At 63.5% G+C, this 16,955-nt stretch carries 12 protein-coding genes; 5 read left to right on the top strand and 7 right to left on the bottom strand.

What is annotated here, in order from left to right; all coding sequences use genetic code 11:
- Positions 1-64: 64 nt before the first annotated feature.
- From EJV47_RS17360 to EJV47_RS17340, 5 genes are all read right to left on the bottom strand, one after another.
- Positions 65-739, bottom strand: coding sequence for a hypothetical protein (locus EJV47_RS17360; protein ID WP_126694438.1), 675 nt, complete (start codon positions 737-739; stop codon positions 65-67).
- A 483-nt stretch (positions 740-1,222) separates the two neighbouring features.
- On the bottom strand, positions 1,223-1,549 hold the full coding sequence (locus tag EJV47_RS17355; RefSeq protein WP_126694437.1) for a HesB/IscA family protein: 327 nt from the start codon (positions 1,547-1,549) through the stop codon (positions 1,223-1,225).
- 94 nt (positions 1,550-1,643) lie between these two features.
- Positions 1,644-2,051, bottom strand: coding sequence for a hypothetical protein (locus EJV47_RS17350; protein ID WP_126694436.1), 408 nt, complete (start codon positions 2,049-2,051; stop codon positions 1,644-1,646).
- A 94-nt stretch (positions 2,052-2,145) separates the two neighbouring features.
- A complete protein-coding gene (gene iscU / locus EJV47_RS17345) occupies positions 2,146-2,562 on the bottom strand; it encodes a Fe-S cluster assembly scaffold IscU (RefSeq protein ID WP_126694435.1) in 417 nt (138 codons plus the stop codon).
- Between the two features lie 115 nt (positions 2,563-2,677).
- The gene (locus EJV47_RS17340; RefSeq protein WP_126694434.1) at positions 2,678-3,892 is read right to left on the bottom strand and encodes an IscS subfamily cysteine desulfurase; all 1,215 of its coding nucleotides are present in this window, start codon (positions 3,890-3,892) and stop codon (positions 2,678-2,680) included.
- 194 nt (positions 3,893-4,086) lie between these two features.
- Between EJV47_RS17340 and mce the strand changes: the two genes are divergently transcribed.
- The 3 genes from mce to EJV47_RS17325 all read left to right on the top strand — a co-directional run bounded on the left by mce (position 4,087) and on the right by EJV47_RS17325 (position 6,755).
- On the top strand, positions 4,087-4,494 hold the full coding sequence (gene mce / locus EJV47_RS17335) for a methylmalonyl-CoA epimerase (protein WP_126694433.1): 408 nt from the start codon (positions 4,087-4,089) through the stop codon (positions 4,492-4,494).
- 3 nt (positions 4,495-4,497) lie between these two features.
- Positions 4,498-5,079, top strand: a complete 582-nt coding sequence (locus EJV47_RS17330) for an L-threonylcarbamoyladenylate synthase (RefSeq protein ID WP_126694432.1) — start codon at positions 4,498-4,500, stop codon at positions 5,077-5,079.
- 230 nt (positions 5,080-5,309) lie between these two features.
- Positions 5,310-6,755: a CCA tRNA nucleotidyltransferase gene (locus tag EJV47_RS17325; protein WP_126694431.1), complete on the top strand. Its 1,446-nt coding sequence runs from the start codon at positions 5,310-5,312 to the stop codon at positions 6,753-6,755.
- Between the two features lie 323 nt (positions 6,756-7,078).
- Here EJV47_RS17325 and EJV47_RS17320 read toward each other — a convergent pair whose 3' ends face one another.
- Both EJV47_RS17320 and EJV47_RS17315 read right to left on the bottom strand, forming a co-directional pair.
- Positions 7,079-9,700, bottom strand: a complete 2,622-nt coding sequence (locus EJV47_RS17320; protein ID WP_126694430.1) for a PspC domain-containing protein — start codon at positions 9,698-9,700, stop codon at positions 7,079-7,081.
- 24 nt (positions 9,701-9,724) lie between these two features.
- Entirely contained in the window at positions 9,725-10,135 is a 411-nt protein-coding gene (locus EJV47_RS17315) for a PadR family transcriptional regulator (protein WP_126694429.1), read from the bottom strand.
- 362 nt (positions 10,136-10,497) lie between these two features.
- Here EJV47_RS17315 and EJV47_RS17310 point away from each other — a divergent pair, with 362 nt between their 5' ends.
- Both EJV47_RS17310 and porU2 read left to right on the top strand, forming a co-directional pair.
- Positions 10,498-11,604 (top strand): putative type IX sorting system protein PorV2, encoded by a 1,107-nt coding sequence (locus tag EJV47_RS17310; RefSeq protein WP_126694428.1) that lies wholly within the window; start codon positions 10,498-10,500, stop codon positions 11,602-11,604.
- Positions 11,605-11,661: 57 nt separating this feature from the next.
- Entirely contained in the window at positions 11,662-16,926 is a 5,265-nt protein-coding gene (gene porU2 / locus EJV47_RS17305; protein WP_165903804.1) for a putative type IX secretion system sortase PorU2, read from the top strand.
- Positions 16,927-16,955 lie beyond the last annotated feature (29 nt).

Raw genomic sequence — 16,955 nt, 5'->3', positions numbered from 1 at the left:
CAAAAAGCCCCGCCCGGTATGTCGGACGGGGCTTTTTGCCATTACTACCCGATAGAACGCACCCCTAGGCGGCTGCGGGGCCATCCGAGCCGCCGCGCTTCACCGGCTTGGCCGCCGCCACAAACCGCTGCCACAGCTCCGGCTCATCCAGCTCGTAAATGCGGAAATAGGTCCGCAGCTGCTCAATGGCGCGGGCATTCTGCTTGACAAGGCGCTCCAGGCTTTGCCGACCCGTGCTGCCCTCGGTGTCGTTCAGGCGGCCCTCGCTGATGTTACGGCGTAGCTCCGCGGTCAAGGTCACGGCTTCGCGATAGTGCTCGGGCGTGAAGCGGCGCTTGGCCAGGGCTTCGCTACGCTCCGGGGCCAGGCTCAGCAGCCGGCGCGACTCGTCCACAAAGGCCGTTTCGGGCAGGCGCGGCAAGCGGCTCACCTGTCCCGCCAACGCGAGCAGGCGGGCATCGTTGGTGCTGGTGGCAATAGACTGCAGGCCCACGATGAGGCGGCGTAGCAGCTGCGTGAGCTGGTTGCGCTGGCCTTTTTTGCGGGCAGAGCTGCCGTCGTTATCGGCCGTCAGCACGTTCTGGGCCGTGTCCTGGGCCTTGGCCAGGGCGTTGCTGAGCTGCTGGCGCAAGGGGGCCACGTCGGCCTCAATATCCGCGTAGGCCGCTTTTTCGGAGCCGAGAAAAGAGAGTAGGGCCTCGTCGCGGCGCAGGCGGGCCTCAATCAGGTCGTTTTTCATACTGCTAATAGCATCAGGTGGGAGAAAGGCCGTGAAGGTAGAAAAAAGGCGTTGCTGGGTTGCTTTGGGCGTCCCGAACCGCCCATTGGTGCGGGCAGCCGTCGGATTGGGCGCCGCAGTTCCCGTACCGTCAGCGCCAGCCGGCGCGTTGCGGCGGGTGCGGAAGTTGTTGCGGGGTAGACGCGGCGCGTGGTGATGCCTACCTGCTGCCGTGCAGGCGGGGCGCCCCGCGTTGTGGGAGCTAGGCGGGGCGTTGTGGGCCGTAGGCGCGGCTTGGGGCAGGGTGCGCGGCGCATTGTGCCCGCTGCGCTACGTATTGTCGGCCCTGGCCCCGCCCATGTTGCCCGTACCGACCGTTGGGCTGCCCAACCGGCCGTTGTTGCCCGAACCTTGCGTTGTCAAGCGCGTCCGCTCGCACAACGAAAAACCCCTGCAGCCGGGGCCGCAGGGGTTGCGTATCGAAGCTCAGTAGGAGCGGAGGGGTTACACCGAGAAACTCTCGCCGCAGCCGCAGGTGCGGGAAGCGTTGGGGTTGTTGAAGAAGAAGCCCTTGCCGTTGAGCCCGTCGGAGAAGTCCAGCTCGGTACCGGCCAGGTACAGGAAGCTCTTCATATCGACCACCACGCGCACGCCCTTGTCCTCAAACTCCTGGTCCATGGGCTTCACCTCGTCGTCGAAGTCGAGCTTGTAGCTCAGGCCCGAGCAGCCGCCGCCGGCCACCGAGGCGCGCAGGCGGAAAGCGTCGGACAGGCCCGCGTCGGCGCGCAGGGCAGCTACTTTCTCTTTGGCCTTGTCAGAAACGGTAATCATGGTTGGTTGGGGGCTTGGGGTCTTAGGGTCCTGGGGTCTTGGGCTTGATTTGTTGTATTAACCAAGACCCCAAGCTCCCAAGACCCTAAAAAAACTAAGAAGACGGATTCAGCACCACGCTGAACACGGTGATGGTGTTCAGGTCGCGGCCGTAGTAGAGCTTGTCGAGGGCTTCGTAGGCGTTGTGGGCGCGGAAGTAGGAGGTCTGCAGCTCCTTGTCGCCGCGGGCCCGCCACTGAATGGTGTACGAGGCTTCCGCGTCGCGCGAGGTCTGCACGTACTGCAGCATCTTGCGCAGGGCGTCGAGCTTGTCGTAGCCCAACTCGTAGCGAAACAGAAAACTCTGCTGGTGCCGCGGGTTAACGGTAATCAGATCCAGCCGCGTCTGCCCGTCGATCTGGCGGAAATCAAACACCAGCTGGTCGGTGGGCAAACCCAGCAGCTCAGCAATCTGCCGCTGCAGCCGCGCACTCTCCACGTGCACGTCGGAGGAAACTTCCATCTGCTAAATGGTTAAATGGCCGAATGGTTAAATGGTTGGTTGTTCCGATGTTGAACAGTCAACCATTTAACCATTCAGCCATTTAGCAATTCAATTAGTGGTGCGACTTGGCGGCTTCCAGCTCGGGCAGGCCGTTCTTGACGCGGTAGTCGTTGATGGCGGCCTTGATGGCGTCTTCGGCCAGCACCGAGCAGTGGATTTTTACGGGCGGCAGGGCCAGCTCTTCCACAATCTCCATGTTGTCGATGGCCAGGGCCTCGTCAACGGACTTGCCTTTCAGCCACTCCGTCGCCAGCGAGGAGGAGGCAATGGCCGAGCCGCAGCCGAAGGTCTTGAACTTGGCGTCGGTGATGACGTTGGTGGCTTCGTCCACCTCGATCTGCAGGCGCATCACGTCGCCGCACTCGGGGGCGCCGACCAGGCCGGTGCCCACGTTTTTCTTGCTCTTGTCCAGCGTGCCCACGTTGCGCGGGTTGCTGTAGTGGTCGATTACTTTATCGGAGTAAGCCATGTCGCTTCGCTTGAATTAAGAATGAAGAGTTAATAATTAAGAATGAGAGTCGTGAATCATAACCGGCATGAGAACGGCCAATTATTAATTCTTCATTCTTAATTATTAATTGATTTTAGTGTTCGGCCCACTCGATGGAGTTCAGGTCGATGCCTTCCTTGAACATCTCCCACAGCGGGGACATTTCGCGGAGCTTGGTCACGGCTTCTTTTACGTGGTTGATGGCGTAGTCGATCTGCTCGTCGGTGGTGAAGCGGGAGAGGCCGAAGCGCAGGGAGCTGTGGGCCAGGTCGTCGCTCAGGCCCAGGGCCTTGAGCACGTAGGAGGGCTCCAGCGAAGCGGAGGTACAGGCCGAGCCCGACGACACCGCGAGGTCTTTCACGCCCATCATCAGGCCTTCGCCTTCCACGTACTTAAACGAGATGTTCGACACGTGGGGCAGGCGGTGCTCCCGGGAGCCGTTGACGTAGCTTTCTTCCAGGGTCAGCAGCTCTTTTTCCAGCCGGTCGCGCATGGCCGAGAGGCGGGCCGTATCGGCTTCCATCTCCACGCGGCACAGCTCGCAGGCTTTGCCCAGGCCCACGATGCCGGGTACGTTCAGGGTGCCGGAGCGCATGCCGCGCTCGTGGCCGCCGCCGTCCATCTGGGCGGTTACTTTCACCCGCGGGTTCTTGCGGCGTACGTACAGGGCGCCAATGCCTTTCGGGCCGTACATCTTGTGGCCGGTGAAGGCCATCAGGTCGATGCCGTCGGCAACCACGTCGACCGGTACTTTGCCCACGGCCTGGGAGGCGTCGGAGAAGAACAGGGCGCCGTGCTTCTTGGCAATGGCCGAAATGGCGCGGATGTCCTGCAGCACGCCGATTTCGTTGTTGCCGTACATGATGGCCACCAGAATGGTCTGGGGCGTCATGGCAGCTTCCAGCTCTTCGAGGTTGATGAGGCCTTTCTCGTCGACCTGCAGGTAGGTCACGCGGGCGCCCTGCTTTTCGAGGTGCTTGCAGGTGTCGAGCACGGCTTTGTGCTCGGTGGTGGCGGTGATGATGTGGTTGCCCTTCTGGGCGTACATCTCATACACGCCCTTGATGGCAAGGTTATCCGACTCGGTAGCGCCCGAGGTGAAGATAATTTCCTTCGGGTCGCAGTTGATCAGTTGCGCAATCTGCTCGCGGGCGTAATCCACGGCTTCTTCGGCCTGCCAGCCAAACGGGTGGTTGCGCGAGGCGGCGTTACCGAATTGCTCGGTAAAGTAGGGCAACATGGCCTCGAGCACGCGCGGGTCCATCGGCGTGGTGGCGTTGTTGTCGAGGTAAATAGGCAGCTTGAGCATGGTGCTTGTTATTGTCGCGGGCAAAGGTAACCACTAGACCGCGGAAAGCCCGGCATACCCAGGGAATCCAGCGGAGAATGATTCGCGGGTAGAACAGCGAAACGGGGCCGGAGGTTTACTTTGTATCCACAAAAGTAGATACAATCCAAACAACGGCCGCGCTGCCCGCCCGGGCGTGCTGCTCACTCCTTTATATGTTCACCAACCTCGAACACCTGGGCCTGGCCGTGCAGGACCTGGAAGCCGCCACCACGCTCTATACCGCCCTGCTGGGTTTGGCGCCCTACAAGCGCGAAACGGTGGAAAGCGAAGGCGTCGACACGGTTTTCTTCCAGGTCGGCGGCTCCAAGATCGAGCTGCTAGGGGGCACCACGCCCGACAGCGCCATTACCAAGTTTGTGGCCAAGAAAGGGGAGGGCATTCACCACGTGGCCTTTGAGGTGGACGATATCCGGGCCGAAATGCAGCGGCTGCGCGCCGAGGGCTTCACCCTGCTCAACGAGGAGCCCAAGCGCGGGGCCGACAATAAGCTGGTGTGTTTCGTACACCCCAAATCGGCCCACGGCGTACTGGTGGAGCTGTGCCAGTCTATTAAGGAGTAAGTCATGAGTCAGAAGTTTCTGCGCGAGGAAGTCGACGCGGCCGTGGATGCGCTGCTGCTGCAACAGGTCATCCTGTACCCCACCGATACCGTCTGGGGCCTGGGCTGCGACGCGGAAGTGCCGCGGGCGGTGGAGAAAGTGTACCAGCTCAAGCAGCGCCCGGCCGAAAAAGCCTGCATCGTGCTGGTGGCCGACGAGCAGATGTTTGCCCGCTACGCCGAGCAGGTGCCCGATAACCTGGCCGAGCTGCTGGCCGGGCAGCAGAAGCCAACCACGTACGTGGTGAAAGGCAGCCGCTTTCTGGCGCCCAACCTGCTAGCGGCCGACGGCACCATCGGTCTGCGCGTGGTGCAGGCCGACGAGTTTACCCACAAAGTAGTGCGGCGCCTGGGCCACGGCCTGGTCTCGACCTCGGCCAATATCAGCGGGGAGCCCACGCCGGCTGTATACAAGGAGGTCAGCCCGGCCATCGTGCGCGGGGCCGACTACGTGGTAAGCTGGCGGCAGGACGACGAGACGCGCCACGCCCCCTCGCGGGTGGTACGCGTGCTGCCGGATGGCGGGCTGGAGGTGCTGCGGGATTAAGCGGGCTGGCGCCGGTTTAGCCACGGAGTTGCGTAACCGGTGCCGGAAATAAGGGAGGCTTTCGGCCTGCGTTGAACGTGGTGGTGTTGTTCTGGCAACTCGGCTGGGTGATGCACGCAGGCTGAAAGCCTGCGTTATTATGGGCACCGGTTACGCTCGCTTTGCTCGCTAAACCGGCGCCAGTTCTGCTGACTGCCCTACCTTTGCGGCCTGAATCATCCCGTTTCCGCATGAACCTGCCGCCCCAGCTGCCCGATTTGCCCCTGTTCCGTACCATTGCCGACGCCGCCCAGGAGCTGGGCTACCCGGCCTACGTTATCGGCGGCTTCGTGCGCGACCTGGCGTTGCAGCGGCCGAGCAAGGACGTGGACGTGGTGTGCGTGGGCGACGGAATCCAACTGGCGCAGGCCGTAGGCCGGAAGCTGCCCAACCGCCCGCGGGTGACCGTGTTCAAGAACTTCGGCACGGCCATGCTGCCTACGCCCGACATCGAGCTGGAGTTTGTGGGGGCGCGCAAGGAAAGCTACCGGGCCGAAAGCCGCAAGCCCGAGGTGGAGGCCGGCACGCTGGAGGAAGACCTGGCCCGCCGCGACTTTACCATCAATGCCCTGGGCCTGAGCCTGAACGCCGAGGACTTCGGCGCGCTGGTGGACCGCTACAACGGTATCCAGGACCTCAAGGACGGCATTATCCGTACCCCGCTCGACCCGGACATTACGTTCAGCGACGACCCGCTGCGCATGATGCGGGCCATCCGCTTTGCCACCCAGCTGAACTTCGACATCGACCCGGACACCTTCGACGCCATAGCGCGGAATAAGGAGCGGATTCGCATCGTGTCGCAGGAGCGGATAACGACCGAGCTGAACAAGATTATCATGGCGCCGAAGCCCAGCTACGGCTTCAAGCTGCTGTTTGCCTCGGGCCTGCTACCGCTCATCTTCCCCAAGATGGCGCTGCTGCAGGGCGTGGAAAAGCGCGGGCAGCACGCCCACAAGGACAACTTCTACCACACCCTGCAGGTGCTCGACAACGTGGTGGAAACCCGGGCCGACCTGTGGCTGCGCTGGGCCGCCATCCTGCACGACATTGCCAAGCCCGCCACCAAGCGCTTCGACCCGAAAGTGGGCTGGACCTTCCACGGCCACGAGGACAAAGGGGCGCGGTGGACGCCCAATATCTTCGCCGACCTGAAGCTGCCGCTGGGCGAGGAAATGCGCATGGTGCAGAAGCTGGTGCGCCTGCACCTGCGCCCCATTGCGCTGGTGAAGGAGACGGTGACGGACTCGGCCGTGCGCCGCCTGCTGTTCGAGGCCGGCGACGACATCGATAACCTGATGAAGCTGTGCCGGGCCGACATTACCAGCAAGGACCACCAGCGCGTGGCCCGCTACCTGCGCAACTTCGACGTGGTGGAGCAGAAGCTGAGGGAGGTGGAGGAAAAAGACCACCTGCGCAACTTCAAGCCCGTCATTACCGGCGAAATCATCATGCAGACCTTCGGCCTGGCGCCTTCCAAGGCCGTGGGCGAGCTGAAGGACGCCGTGCTCGAAGCCATCCTCGACGGGCAGGTGCGCAACGAGTTCGGGGAGGCCTACCCCTGGCTGCTGGCACTGGGCCAGCGTAAGGGGCTGGAGGTGAAGCAGGAGCTGGCAGCCCCGCCCGCGGGCGAATAGCAAGCCCGACCAAAACCGGCTAAACTAACAGAGGCGGCGCACCCCAGTGGTGCGCCGCCTCTGCTTTGTGTTCGAATCCCGGTTGTCACCGCGAGTTCGAGGAAACCGTTGCCTTTCTGTTGCAGCTCGAAAGACAAACAGATTTCCTCGGGGGCAACCATTCACTCACCAAAGGGCCCCTAAACTCGACGTATGCAGGCTTATAGGGATGCGAACAAGACGTTGTTGGCTTGATTACGCAGCTTACCGAGTAAGGATGCATCCCAATATAGGCATAAGTTCGGGGAGTAAGTGCAAGCTCGGCAGCTTTTTATCCAGAAAATCTATTCCACGCGTTTCACTCGCGAAGAGCCCGATTTTTGGTTGTGCACGTTCGAAGCCGCGCCGCGGTAAGTGACCTGGCTGGCGCCCGACACATCGGTGCGCAGCTCGTCCGACACGTTCAGGCGCGAGTTGCTGGCCCCGCTCAGCTCCACGTCGGCGCGCTGCACCGGGAAGGCGTCGGCGTGTACCTGGCACACGCCCGAGCCGTCGATACTGAGGCGGTCGGCGCTGCCCTGCAGCACGGCGCGGCAGGCCCCGCTCATGTCCAGGGCCAGGGTGCGGGCCTGACCCTGGAAGCTCATGTGGCTGGCCCCCGACTGGTCGACGCGCAGGGTGCCCAGGTTCTCAAAGCCTTCCACTTTGGCCTGCACGGCGCCGCTCAGGTCGAGGCTTTCCAGTTCGGGCGTTTCCACCACGATGAGCACGCGGTTGTCGGCGTCGTTGCGGGCCCCGAAGTTGAGGAAGCCGCGGTGGCGGGGGCGCAGGTGCAGCTCGTTGCCGGGGCTGTCGGCCGACAGGTTGCGCAGGGCGCGGTCCGAGCCGAAGGCTTCCACGCTGTACCGCTCGCCGTGGCGGATGACGACGCGGTAAGCGCCCGAGACGTCGATGTCGTTGAAGTCGGTGAAGTTGAAGGTTTCGCGGCTGTTGCCGTAGGCCCCGGGGTCGGTGGAGAAGTTGACCTCGCCCTCGCCGTCGACCGACACGCGCACCTCGTCGTTGTCGGTGTTCACGCGCACCCGCATGTCGCCGATGTTGACTTCCTCGTCGCCTTCGGAGTAGTCCTCGTCGTTGAGGGCGTCTTCGGGCAGGTCCTCGGCGGTGCAGTCGAGGCAGCGCAGCTGCCGGCCCACCAGCTCGTAGAGGTGCTTGTCGGGGTCGTTGGGGCGGTGGCCGCCCACGAAGTCATCCTCGTCGAGCAGGTGGTAGGCGAAGCTGTTGTTGAGGCGGAAACGCTTGTCGCGGGGCAGGCGCAGGGTCAGGTCGAGCTGCTGGCCGCGGAAGATGGCGCCGGGCTTGAAGGTGAAGCGGTCATCGAGGATGAGGGCCGAGTCGCGCACCATGGCGCGGTAGCTCATGCTGTTGCGGGCCTGGGCGGCGCCGGCGGCCTCGGTGCGGCCGCGGGCCGAGTAGTCTTCCACCAGGGTGATGGCCGCGCCGCTGTCGGCGGCTACCAGGGTGAGGTCGGGGCGCATTTCCCAGTTGTACTCCAGGGAGCGGGCCTGCAGCGAAACGACGGGGCTGGCAATGGTGCCCAGCGTGCGGTTGGCGGTGAAGTAGCCTTCTTCCTGGAACTCCTGGGAGAGGCGCACCCCGCCCATTACCGAGCCCACGATGCCAATCATCCAGAGGCCCAGCAGCACCAGGGTGGGGGTGCGGCCCAGCAGCCAGCGGCGCATCACCAGGCCAATGCCCGAGAACAGCAGCAGCAGCACCGGAATACCCGCGGCCAGGAAGCCGCTCACCACAAACCAGGCGGGCACGCCGGCCAGCACGGTGTAGGCGGGTTTGTCGAACAGCTCAATGTTCTGCGACTCGGGCAGCAAACCCAGGGCCACGCCGGCCAGGATCAGCAGCCCCATCAGCAGGCCGAAGCCCAGCAGCAGGAACATCATGCCCACGAACACCCGGATGACGGTGCCCAGCACGCGGGCTATGGGGCGCACGGCGCGGGCTATTTCCTCCAGAAAGGCGCCTACGGGGCGGTTGGTCGGCTGCTGGGGGTTGCGCAGGCTGTTTTCCAGGCCCGAGAGGGTCACGGCCTCGCCGCGCATCTGCGCCTTCTGGCTGAGCGTGACGGCCGGCGGAATGACCATCCACAGGATCAGGTAGAGGAAGAGGCCGGTGCCGCCCAGGAAGATGCTGAGCACGAAGATGATGCGCATCACGGCCACCTCAATACCCAGATAATGGGCCAGGCCGGCGGCCACGCCGCCCACCGAGCCGTTGTCGGCGTCGCGGAACAGCTTGCGGGTCACGTCGTCGTCGTGGAAGGGGCGGTTGTCGTCGTAGCGCTTGGGCAGCGAAATCCAGAGGACGACGTAGGCCAGGATGCTCACGGCGGGCAGGGCCCCCACGAAGTCGCCAATGAAGATGGAGAACAGCGTCAGCACGAAGCCCAGGCGAATCCAGAGCGGGTTCACGTTGAAGTAGCGGGCCAGCCCGGCGGCTACGCCGGCCACGCGGCGGTTGCTCATGTCGCGGTAGAGGCGGCGCGGCTCTTCCACGGCGGGCGCGGCGGTGTCGGTGGCGGGGCGAGCCGGGCCGGTGGCCGTGCCGGCGTAGGCCTGCTGCTGGCCGCCCAGGGGCTGGCCGTAGCTGGCCGTGTCGGCCACGTCGTCGTCCTCGTCGAGGCTGCCGTCGTTCTGGAAGTCCTGCACCCGGCCCATCTTGCCCATCATGGCCTGCACGTCCTCGTAGGTGATGACCTGCTTGGTAGCCGAGGTGCGGGCGGCAAAGATTTCGGCGATACGGCCCTCGATGTCGGCCACGATTTCCTCGTGCCCGCGGAAGGTGCTGAAGTGCGCCTTCACGTCCTGCAGGTAGCGTTGGAGGACTTCGTAACCATCTTCCTCAATGTGGAAGATGAGGCCCTGCAGGTTGATGCTGATATTCTTTTTCATCGCAGTGCTGCAACTAAGCGGTGGTTAGATGGAGGCGTCGCCGGCGGCGAAGGGCGGGGCGGGCGGCACGAGGTCGTCGGGACCGGGCGCGGGCGGCGCGGCGCCGTGGGGTTTGCTGCGGATAATCTGGATGGAGTCTTCGATTTCCTCCCAGGTCAGGCGCAGCTCGTGCAGGAATTCCTGCCCCACCGGCGTGAGGGTGTAGTACTTGCGGGGTGGCCCGCTGCTCGATTCCTTCCAGGTATAATCGAGTAGGGCGGCATTCTTAAGGCGGGTGAGCAGGGGGTACAGCGTCCCCTCCACCACAATCATGCGGGCTTGGGTTAGCTCCTCCAGCATGTCGGAGGCATACACCTCGCCCCGCGCAATGATTTCCAGAATGCAGAATTCCAGAATGCCTTTCCGCATCTGCACTTGGGTGTTTTCGACTTTCATGGGCTTGCGGGCGGTAGTCGGTGAAGAATGGTACAAATATAAAGGCAGGTACTTTGCAACGCAAGGTACTGGGTGAAAATAATTTCGTTTAGCCAATGTTTGCTGAGTGATGTTTGAGTTAAGTGATTGATTATTAATTGTTAATTATGAATTGTGCGCGTGGGCATCACCCAATCATGTGAGCCAGCGGCGCGCAAGGGCGCCGGTGCGGAGGAAGTTTAGCCGGCTGGCGCAACCTCTTTGCCGGTTCAATAGTCTGGCACTATGTTCGCGGCAGATTTGCGCACCAGCGCCGCACTATTAATGAGTAACTTGCGTTGTGGAGCCGGTTTACCGGGTCCAGACGCCACCTACCTTACCTTATGCCACACTTCTTCCGCCGCAGTATTATCGTCTTTTCGGCCGCCTCGCTGGCCGCCGCGGCCGCCCAGGCGCAGACTACCCCCAGCAAGGACGCCACGCCCAAGTACAGCAACGACTTTCTCTCCATCGGGGTAGGGGGGCGGGCCCTGGCCATGGGCGGTACCCAGGTAAGCCTGGCCCAGGACGCCACCGCCGGCTACTGGAACCCGGCCGGCCTGCTGGGCCAGAAAACCAAGTACGACGCGGTGCTGATGCACTCCGAGCTGTTTTCGGGCATCGTGAAGAACGACTACGCGGCCTTTTCCATGCCGCTGGACGAGCGTAGCGCCATCGGGGCCAGCCTCATCCGCGTGGGCGTCGACGACATTCCCGACACCCGGGCGCTGGTCAACGAGTACAACCAGATCAGCTACGACCGCGTCACCTACTTCTCGGTGGCCGACTACGGCCTGCTGCTCTCCTACGCCCGCAAGCTGGAGGCCCTCGGCGGCCTGCGCGTGGGCGCCAACGCCAAAATCATCTACCGCAACGTGGGCGACTACGCCGACGCCTGGGGTTTCGGCATCGACGCGGGCGCGCAGTACCAGCGCGGCAACTGGAACTTCGCCCTGATGGCGCGGGATATTACCACCACGTTCAACGCCTGGTCCATCAACACCGAGAAGTTTCAGCCCACCAAGGACACGCTGGACTTCATCCCCAAAAACAGCACCGAGGTCACGCTGCCCCGCTTCGTGCTGGGCGTGAGCCGCTCGTTCAAGCTGCCCGCCGATTTGACGGCCGTGGCCGCCGTGGATCTGGAAATGACCACCGACGGCAAGCGCAACACTCCTATTTCGAGCAGTTTCGTGAGCATTGCCCCGCACGTGGGCGCGGAACTCGGCTACAAGAATCTGCTGTTTCTGCGCGGCGGCGCCACCAACATCCAGAAAATCCAGGCCTTCGACGGGCAGGAGGAGTGGAAGGTGCAGCCCACGCTGGGCGTCGGCGTGGCCCTGAGCGGCCTGCGCCTCGATCTGGCCCTGTCGCGCCTGGCCATCGAGCGGCTGGGCAGCAGCTCCCAGGCCAACTCGGTGATGGTGTCCCTGGGCTACGGCTTCAAATAAAGACGGTAAACACTGGCATATCGCATGCGTACTTCTGGGCTAAACCAGCTATTGATAATGAAGCACTTGTACCGACTTACACGCGCCCACTGCCTGCTGCTCTTGAGCCTGCTGGCGCTGAGCCTGCCGGGCCGGGCCCAATCGGGGCCGTACGGCAACGAATGGATTGTGCCCTCGCAGGCCTACTATAAAATCAAGATTACCAAGGACGGTATCTACCGCCTCGACCAGGCCTACCTGACGCAGGCGGGGCTGTCGGCCAGCACCAACCCCCAGCGCGTGCAGCTGTGGCGCCGGGGCCGCGAGGTGGCCATGTACGGCGGCGGCAACCAGAGCCAGCTCGACGCTACCACCTACTTCGAGTTCTACGGGCAGCGTAACGACGGCGCCCTGGACCGGGGCATGTACAAGGACGCGGCCGACCAGCCCCACAAGCTGTACAGCCTGTTTACCGATACGGCCGCGTACTTCCTGACCGTCTCGACTACCACCAACGGGCGCCGCATGGTGGAAAATACCACGGCCGCCACCGGCACCGTGCACCCGAGCTGGCTGAATCCGCGCCTGAAGATGTTCACCGGGGATTACAACTTCGGCCAGACCGACTCGGGCCCCCACTTCCTGAGTTGGGCCGATAAGGGGGAAGGCTTCCTGAGCGGCGACCTGGAGGGCAACCCCGCCAACGTGGTTATGGACTCCTTGTTCCGCCCCGCCCGGACCGGGGCGCAGGCCTGGCTGGAAACGTTGCTGGTAGGCGCCGACCTCGGAACGCACAACACCAACATCTCGGTGTTGCCGGGAAACAACGGAACGCCGCGGCTGCTGACGCCCACGCCCATTTCCTACGCGCCGTACCAGGTGCGGCGGGTGGTGCTGCGCCTGCAAAGCAGCGACTTTACCGGCAACGGTCAGCTGGGGGTGCGCCTTGAGCGGGCCTTGCCCGTTAACAACGACAAATACCGCCTCGGCTACGTGCGCGTGGTCAGCCCACAGGTGGCGCACTGGCGCAGCGGCCAGCGGGCCGTACATTTCTGGAACGACTCCACCCTGGCCGGTGCGGCTTATTACCAGCTCGACAGCATCCCCGCCACCGTGGTGGGCTACGACGTGACCGACCCGGCCAACGTGCGCCGGACGGTGGGCGCCGCCCTGGGCGGGCAGAGCCGGGCCTACGGCTTTCCGGGTACCGTGGCCACCACGCGCCACCTGTTGCTGACCGATGCCAGCCGCAGCCTGACGCCCGCGGCCGCGCAGCGCGTGGGCTTCCGCACCTCGCTCAACCCCTCGCAACCCAACTTTATCATTGTGACGGGCCGGGCACTGATGAAGCCGGTCGGCGGCGTCAACATCGTGCGCCAGTACGCCGGCTACCGGGCTACGGCCGGGACGGGCCGTATTGCCTATGATACGCTGGTGGTAACCAGCGAAATGCTCTACGACCAGTTTCACTACGGCGAACGGTCGCCGCTGGCGGTGCGGCAGTTTGCCCGCTATATGCAGACGGGCTCCCGCACCGGGCAGTACCTGCTGCTACTGGGCAAGGGCGTTTTTGTTTCGGAGAGGGGCAATGGCATGAACTACATGTACCGGCAGGCTCCGGCCAATGAGCGGGACCTGTATCCGGATTTGGTGCCGGTTTCCACCCGCGGCCAGTCGGATGTCTTCTTCACGTCCGACTGGCAGAACGGCGACTACGTGCCCCGCATGATTACGGGCCGCATTCCGGCCCGTACGCCCGCGCAGGTACTGGCTTACCTAAACAAGCTGCGCGCCCATGAAGCCGCCACCCCGGCGGCCTGGCGCAAAGAATTGCTGCACATGTCGGGTGGAAAGAGTGTGACCGAGCAGCAGCAATTGGTCAGCTATTTGGCCAGCTACGAGAGCATGGCCCGCAAGCCCTTCTTCGGTGCCAATGTGACGACCATTGTCAATACTGCCCTGGGGCCGAGCACGGCTCCTATCGTGCCGCAGGTCAACGCGGGGCTGGCCCTGATTACCTATTTCGGTCACGGCTCCAACGAGACGATTGACTTGCTGCCGCCGCCTATCAACCAGGCCAGCAGCGGTTACGCGCAGAACGGCAAATACCCGGTGTTTATAGCTGCTGGCTGTGCCATCGGGCGAAGTGCCTCCGCGGGCGGCTCCCTAGGTGAAGACTGGGTGCTGGCCGACGGCAAGGGTTCCATCGGCTGGATGGCCGAATCGGATCTGGACATTGCGGAGAACCAGCATATATACCTGACGCAGGTGTACAAGATGCTGTTCAACGAGTCGGCCTGGTACGGCAAGCCCCTGGCGGCTATCCAGGCGGAGGCGCTGCGGCGGATTCAGACCAGTTCTGACCCGAACATCAATTACATCCTCACCACGCTGTACGGCCAGGCCATGATGACCAACATCACCTGGCACGGCGACCCGGCGGTGTCGTTGTTCTCGCCGGCCCTGCCCGACTACCAGTTTACGCCCGGCGTCGCGCCGGTTGCCATCGAGTCGACGACGGGCAGCGGGCCGGTGCTGTCGTCGGCGCCCAGCTTCCGGCTGCGCCTGCGCCTGAGTAACTACGGCAAGATTGAGCCGGTGCGCAGCATCAACATCACCATCGGGCGTACCGTAACTGCCCCGGGTAGCACTGGTACTCCCCGAACCATCACCCATCCTCCCGTCACCATCCCGTACTTCCTGCGCGATACGACGGTGGTGGTGACGCTCACCAACCCCTCGTCGGCGGCCGTATTCGGCAACAATACCTTTACCGTCCGCCTCGACGACCCGAACGTGATTCCGGAGCTGTCGGAAACCAACAACACGGCCACGTTCACTCACAATTTCCTGAACGGCGGCATTACCCTGCTGCAGCCGACGCCCTTCGCCATCGTAGGGCGCGCCAATGCGCGCCTGGTGGTGCAGAGCAACATTCCCCAGGCTACGCCGCTCCGCTACGAGTTTCAGCTGGATACCATCCCTACGTTTACCTCGCCCGTGAACCGGACCAGCTTCACGGCCCTCGACGTGGCCACGTGGACGCCCAACCTGCCCAACGTGCCCGGCCGCGACTCGGTGGTATTCTACTGGCGCGTGCGCTTTGACCCGCGCACGGTGCCGGCCGGGCTCGATACTACCTGGATGCGCAGCTCGTTCCGCTTTATCAACGGCAGCCCGGGCGGCTGGTCGCAGAGCCACTACGCGCAGATGGCCAGCAACGCGACGCAGCAAATAACGCAGCGCACCCCGGGCGGGCAGTGGGAGTTTGACCCTATAACCAAAACGCTGGAGCTGAAGACGGTGGGTCTGAATACCACGGACTTGTCGGCTTCTAACTTCCCGACCACCTACGGCTTCAAGCTGGATGGGCAGCTGGTGCCGGTGGGTAATTGCGGTCAGACGGGTCTGAATCCGAATAACAGCACTACCCTGTCGCCCCACGACATTATTGCCATGGTAATCGACCCGGTGAGCCTGAACGTGATTAACAACGTACCCGGCGGTAACTGGAAGAAATGCGGTGACATTGCCGGCGGCCGGACATTGTTCTTTTTCTCTACTACCGTCAACCTGCGGGATAGTCTGAATGCGGACAACATCAACACTGCTTACCGGCAGGCGCAGCTGCTGAACTTCCTGCGCAACGTGCCCAACGGAGCCTACGTGTCGCTGGTATCGGTCAACCACGTAAAGTACACCAGCTTCCTGCCCGCTCTGAAGGCTCAGCTGACGAGCATGGGCTCCTCGCTCATCAATACCGCGCAGGACGGTGACCCGCTGGCCATGCTGCTGCGCAAGGGCTTCCCGGCGCAGGCGCAGGAAGTCACGTTCTCACCTACCGACCCGACGCCCCGCAACGAGCAGATCATCACGCTCAACGCCACGCTGACGGGCCGCAACACCAGCGGCACCATCACCAGCACCCGCATCGGGCCGGCGCTGCAGTGGCAGACGCTCCACTACACCCTCAAGCGCCCCGACGGGCCCGCCGATGAGTACACCCTGCGCCTGGTGGGCTACGACGCCAACAACCAGCGCACCGTGCTCAACCCGAGCGTAACGGGCACCAACAGCGGCTCCACCACCTCGTATTCGCTCAGCGGCGTCGATGCCCGGCAGTATCCCTACCTGGCCCTGGAGCTGGAGCTGCGCGACGTGGTAACCCGCACGCCGCCCCAGCTGAAGCAGTGGCTGGTTACCTACCGCGGCCTGCCCGAGGGCACCGTACGCCGCGACCACCCCGCCATTCCGGCCAACGCCTACGCGGCCACGACGCTGAGCGCGGCGGCGGCCAGCACCGGGGTGCTGGATATTCCGGTGTTCTTCGAAAACGTGTCGGACGTAGACTTTACGGGCCGCACGCGGGCCAAGGCCTATGTGACCCAGGTCAGCGGCGGGCGGCAGGATACGATGACGGTGTGGGCCACCCGCGCCGCGGGCTTCTCGCAGCTGCCCCGCGCCGACTCAGTAGCCCGCTACAACTTCCGCCTGAACGTGGCCGCCCTGAGCGGGGAAGTAAACGTGCGCATCGTGGCCAACTCGGACAAGCTGCCGGAGCAGACCGACATCAACAACGAGTTGAACCTGGTGCTGACCGCGCCCACCATCACCCTGCCGCCGGTGCTCGACGTGGCCTTCGACGGGCAGCACATCCTCAACGGCGACATCGTCTCGACCAACCCCGAAATCCTGGTGGACGTGAAGTACGAGGACAAGCGCCGGCCGCTGACCGACCCGAACAAGGTGGACCTGTTCCTGACCTGGCCCGACGGCCGCGTGGAGCGCGTGAACATGACCAACACCCAGCTCATTCGCACGGAAAGCCAGCCCACGGCGGGCCGCTTCAAGGTGTACTTCCTGCCGGCCGAGCTGACGGCGGCCAAGAAGCTGCCCGACGGCGTCTACAAGCTGGAGGTGCAGGCCAAGGACATGGCCGACAACCCCGCGGCCTCGCAGCTGTACGCGGTAAGCTTCGAGGTCATTTCGGCTGCCACCATCACCAACGTCTTCCCCTACCCGAACCCGGTGACCAGCCGCACGCGCTTCGTGTTTACCCTGACCGGTACCACGCCGCCGCGCAACATGAAAATCCAGATTCTGACCATCTCGGGTAAGGTGGTGAAGGAAATCATGCAGAGCGAGCTGGGCAACGTGCGCGTGGGCAACAACATCTCGGAGTACGCCTGGGACGGCACCGACACCTACGGCGACCAGCTGGCCAACGGCACCTACCTCTACCGCGTGGTGCTCGATGACCCCGGCAGCGAGTACACCCACCGCCGCACCGCCGCCGACGCAGCCTTTAAGAAGGGCTGGGGCAAGCTGGTGCTGCTGCGCTAAGCCTACTCGAAGTCAATGAACAAAAGGGC

The organism is Hymenobacter gummosus (assembly GCF_003970915.1).
Taxonomy (GTDB): Bacteria; Bacteroidota; Bacteroidia; order Cytophagales; family Hymenobacteraceae; genus Solirubrum; species Solirubrum gummosum.
The sequence above is the reverse complement of the archived record's forward strand: the minus strand, read 5'-3'. Positions and strand labels throughout refer to the sequence as shown.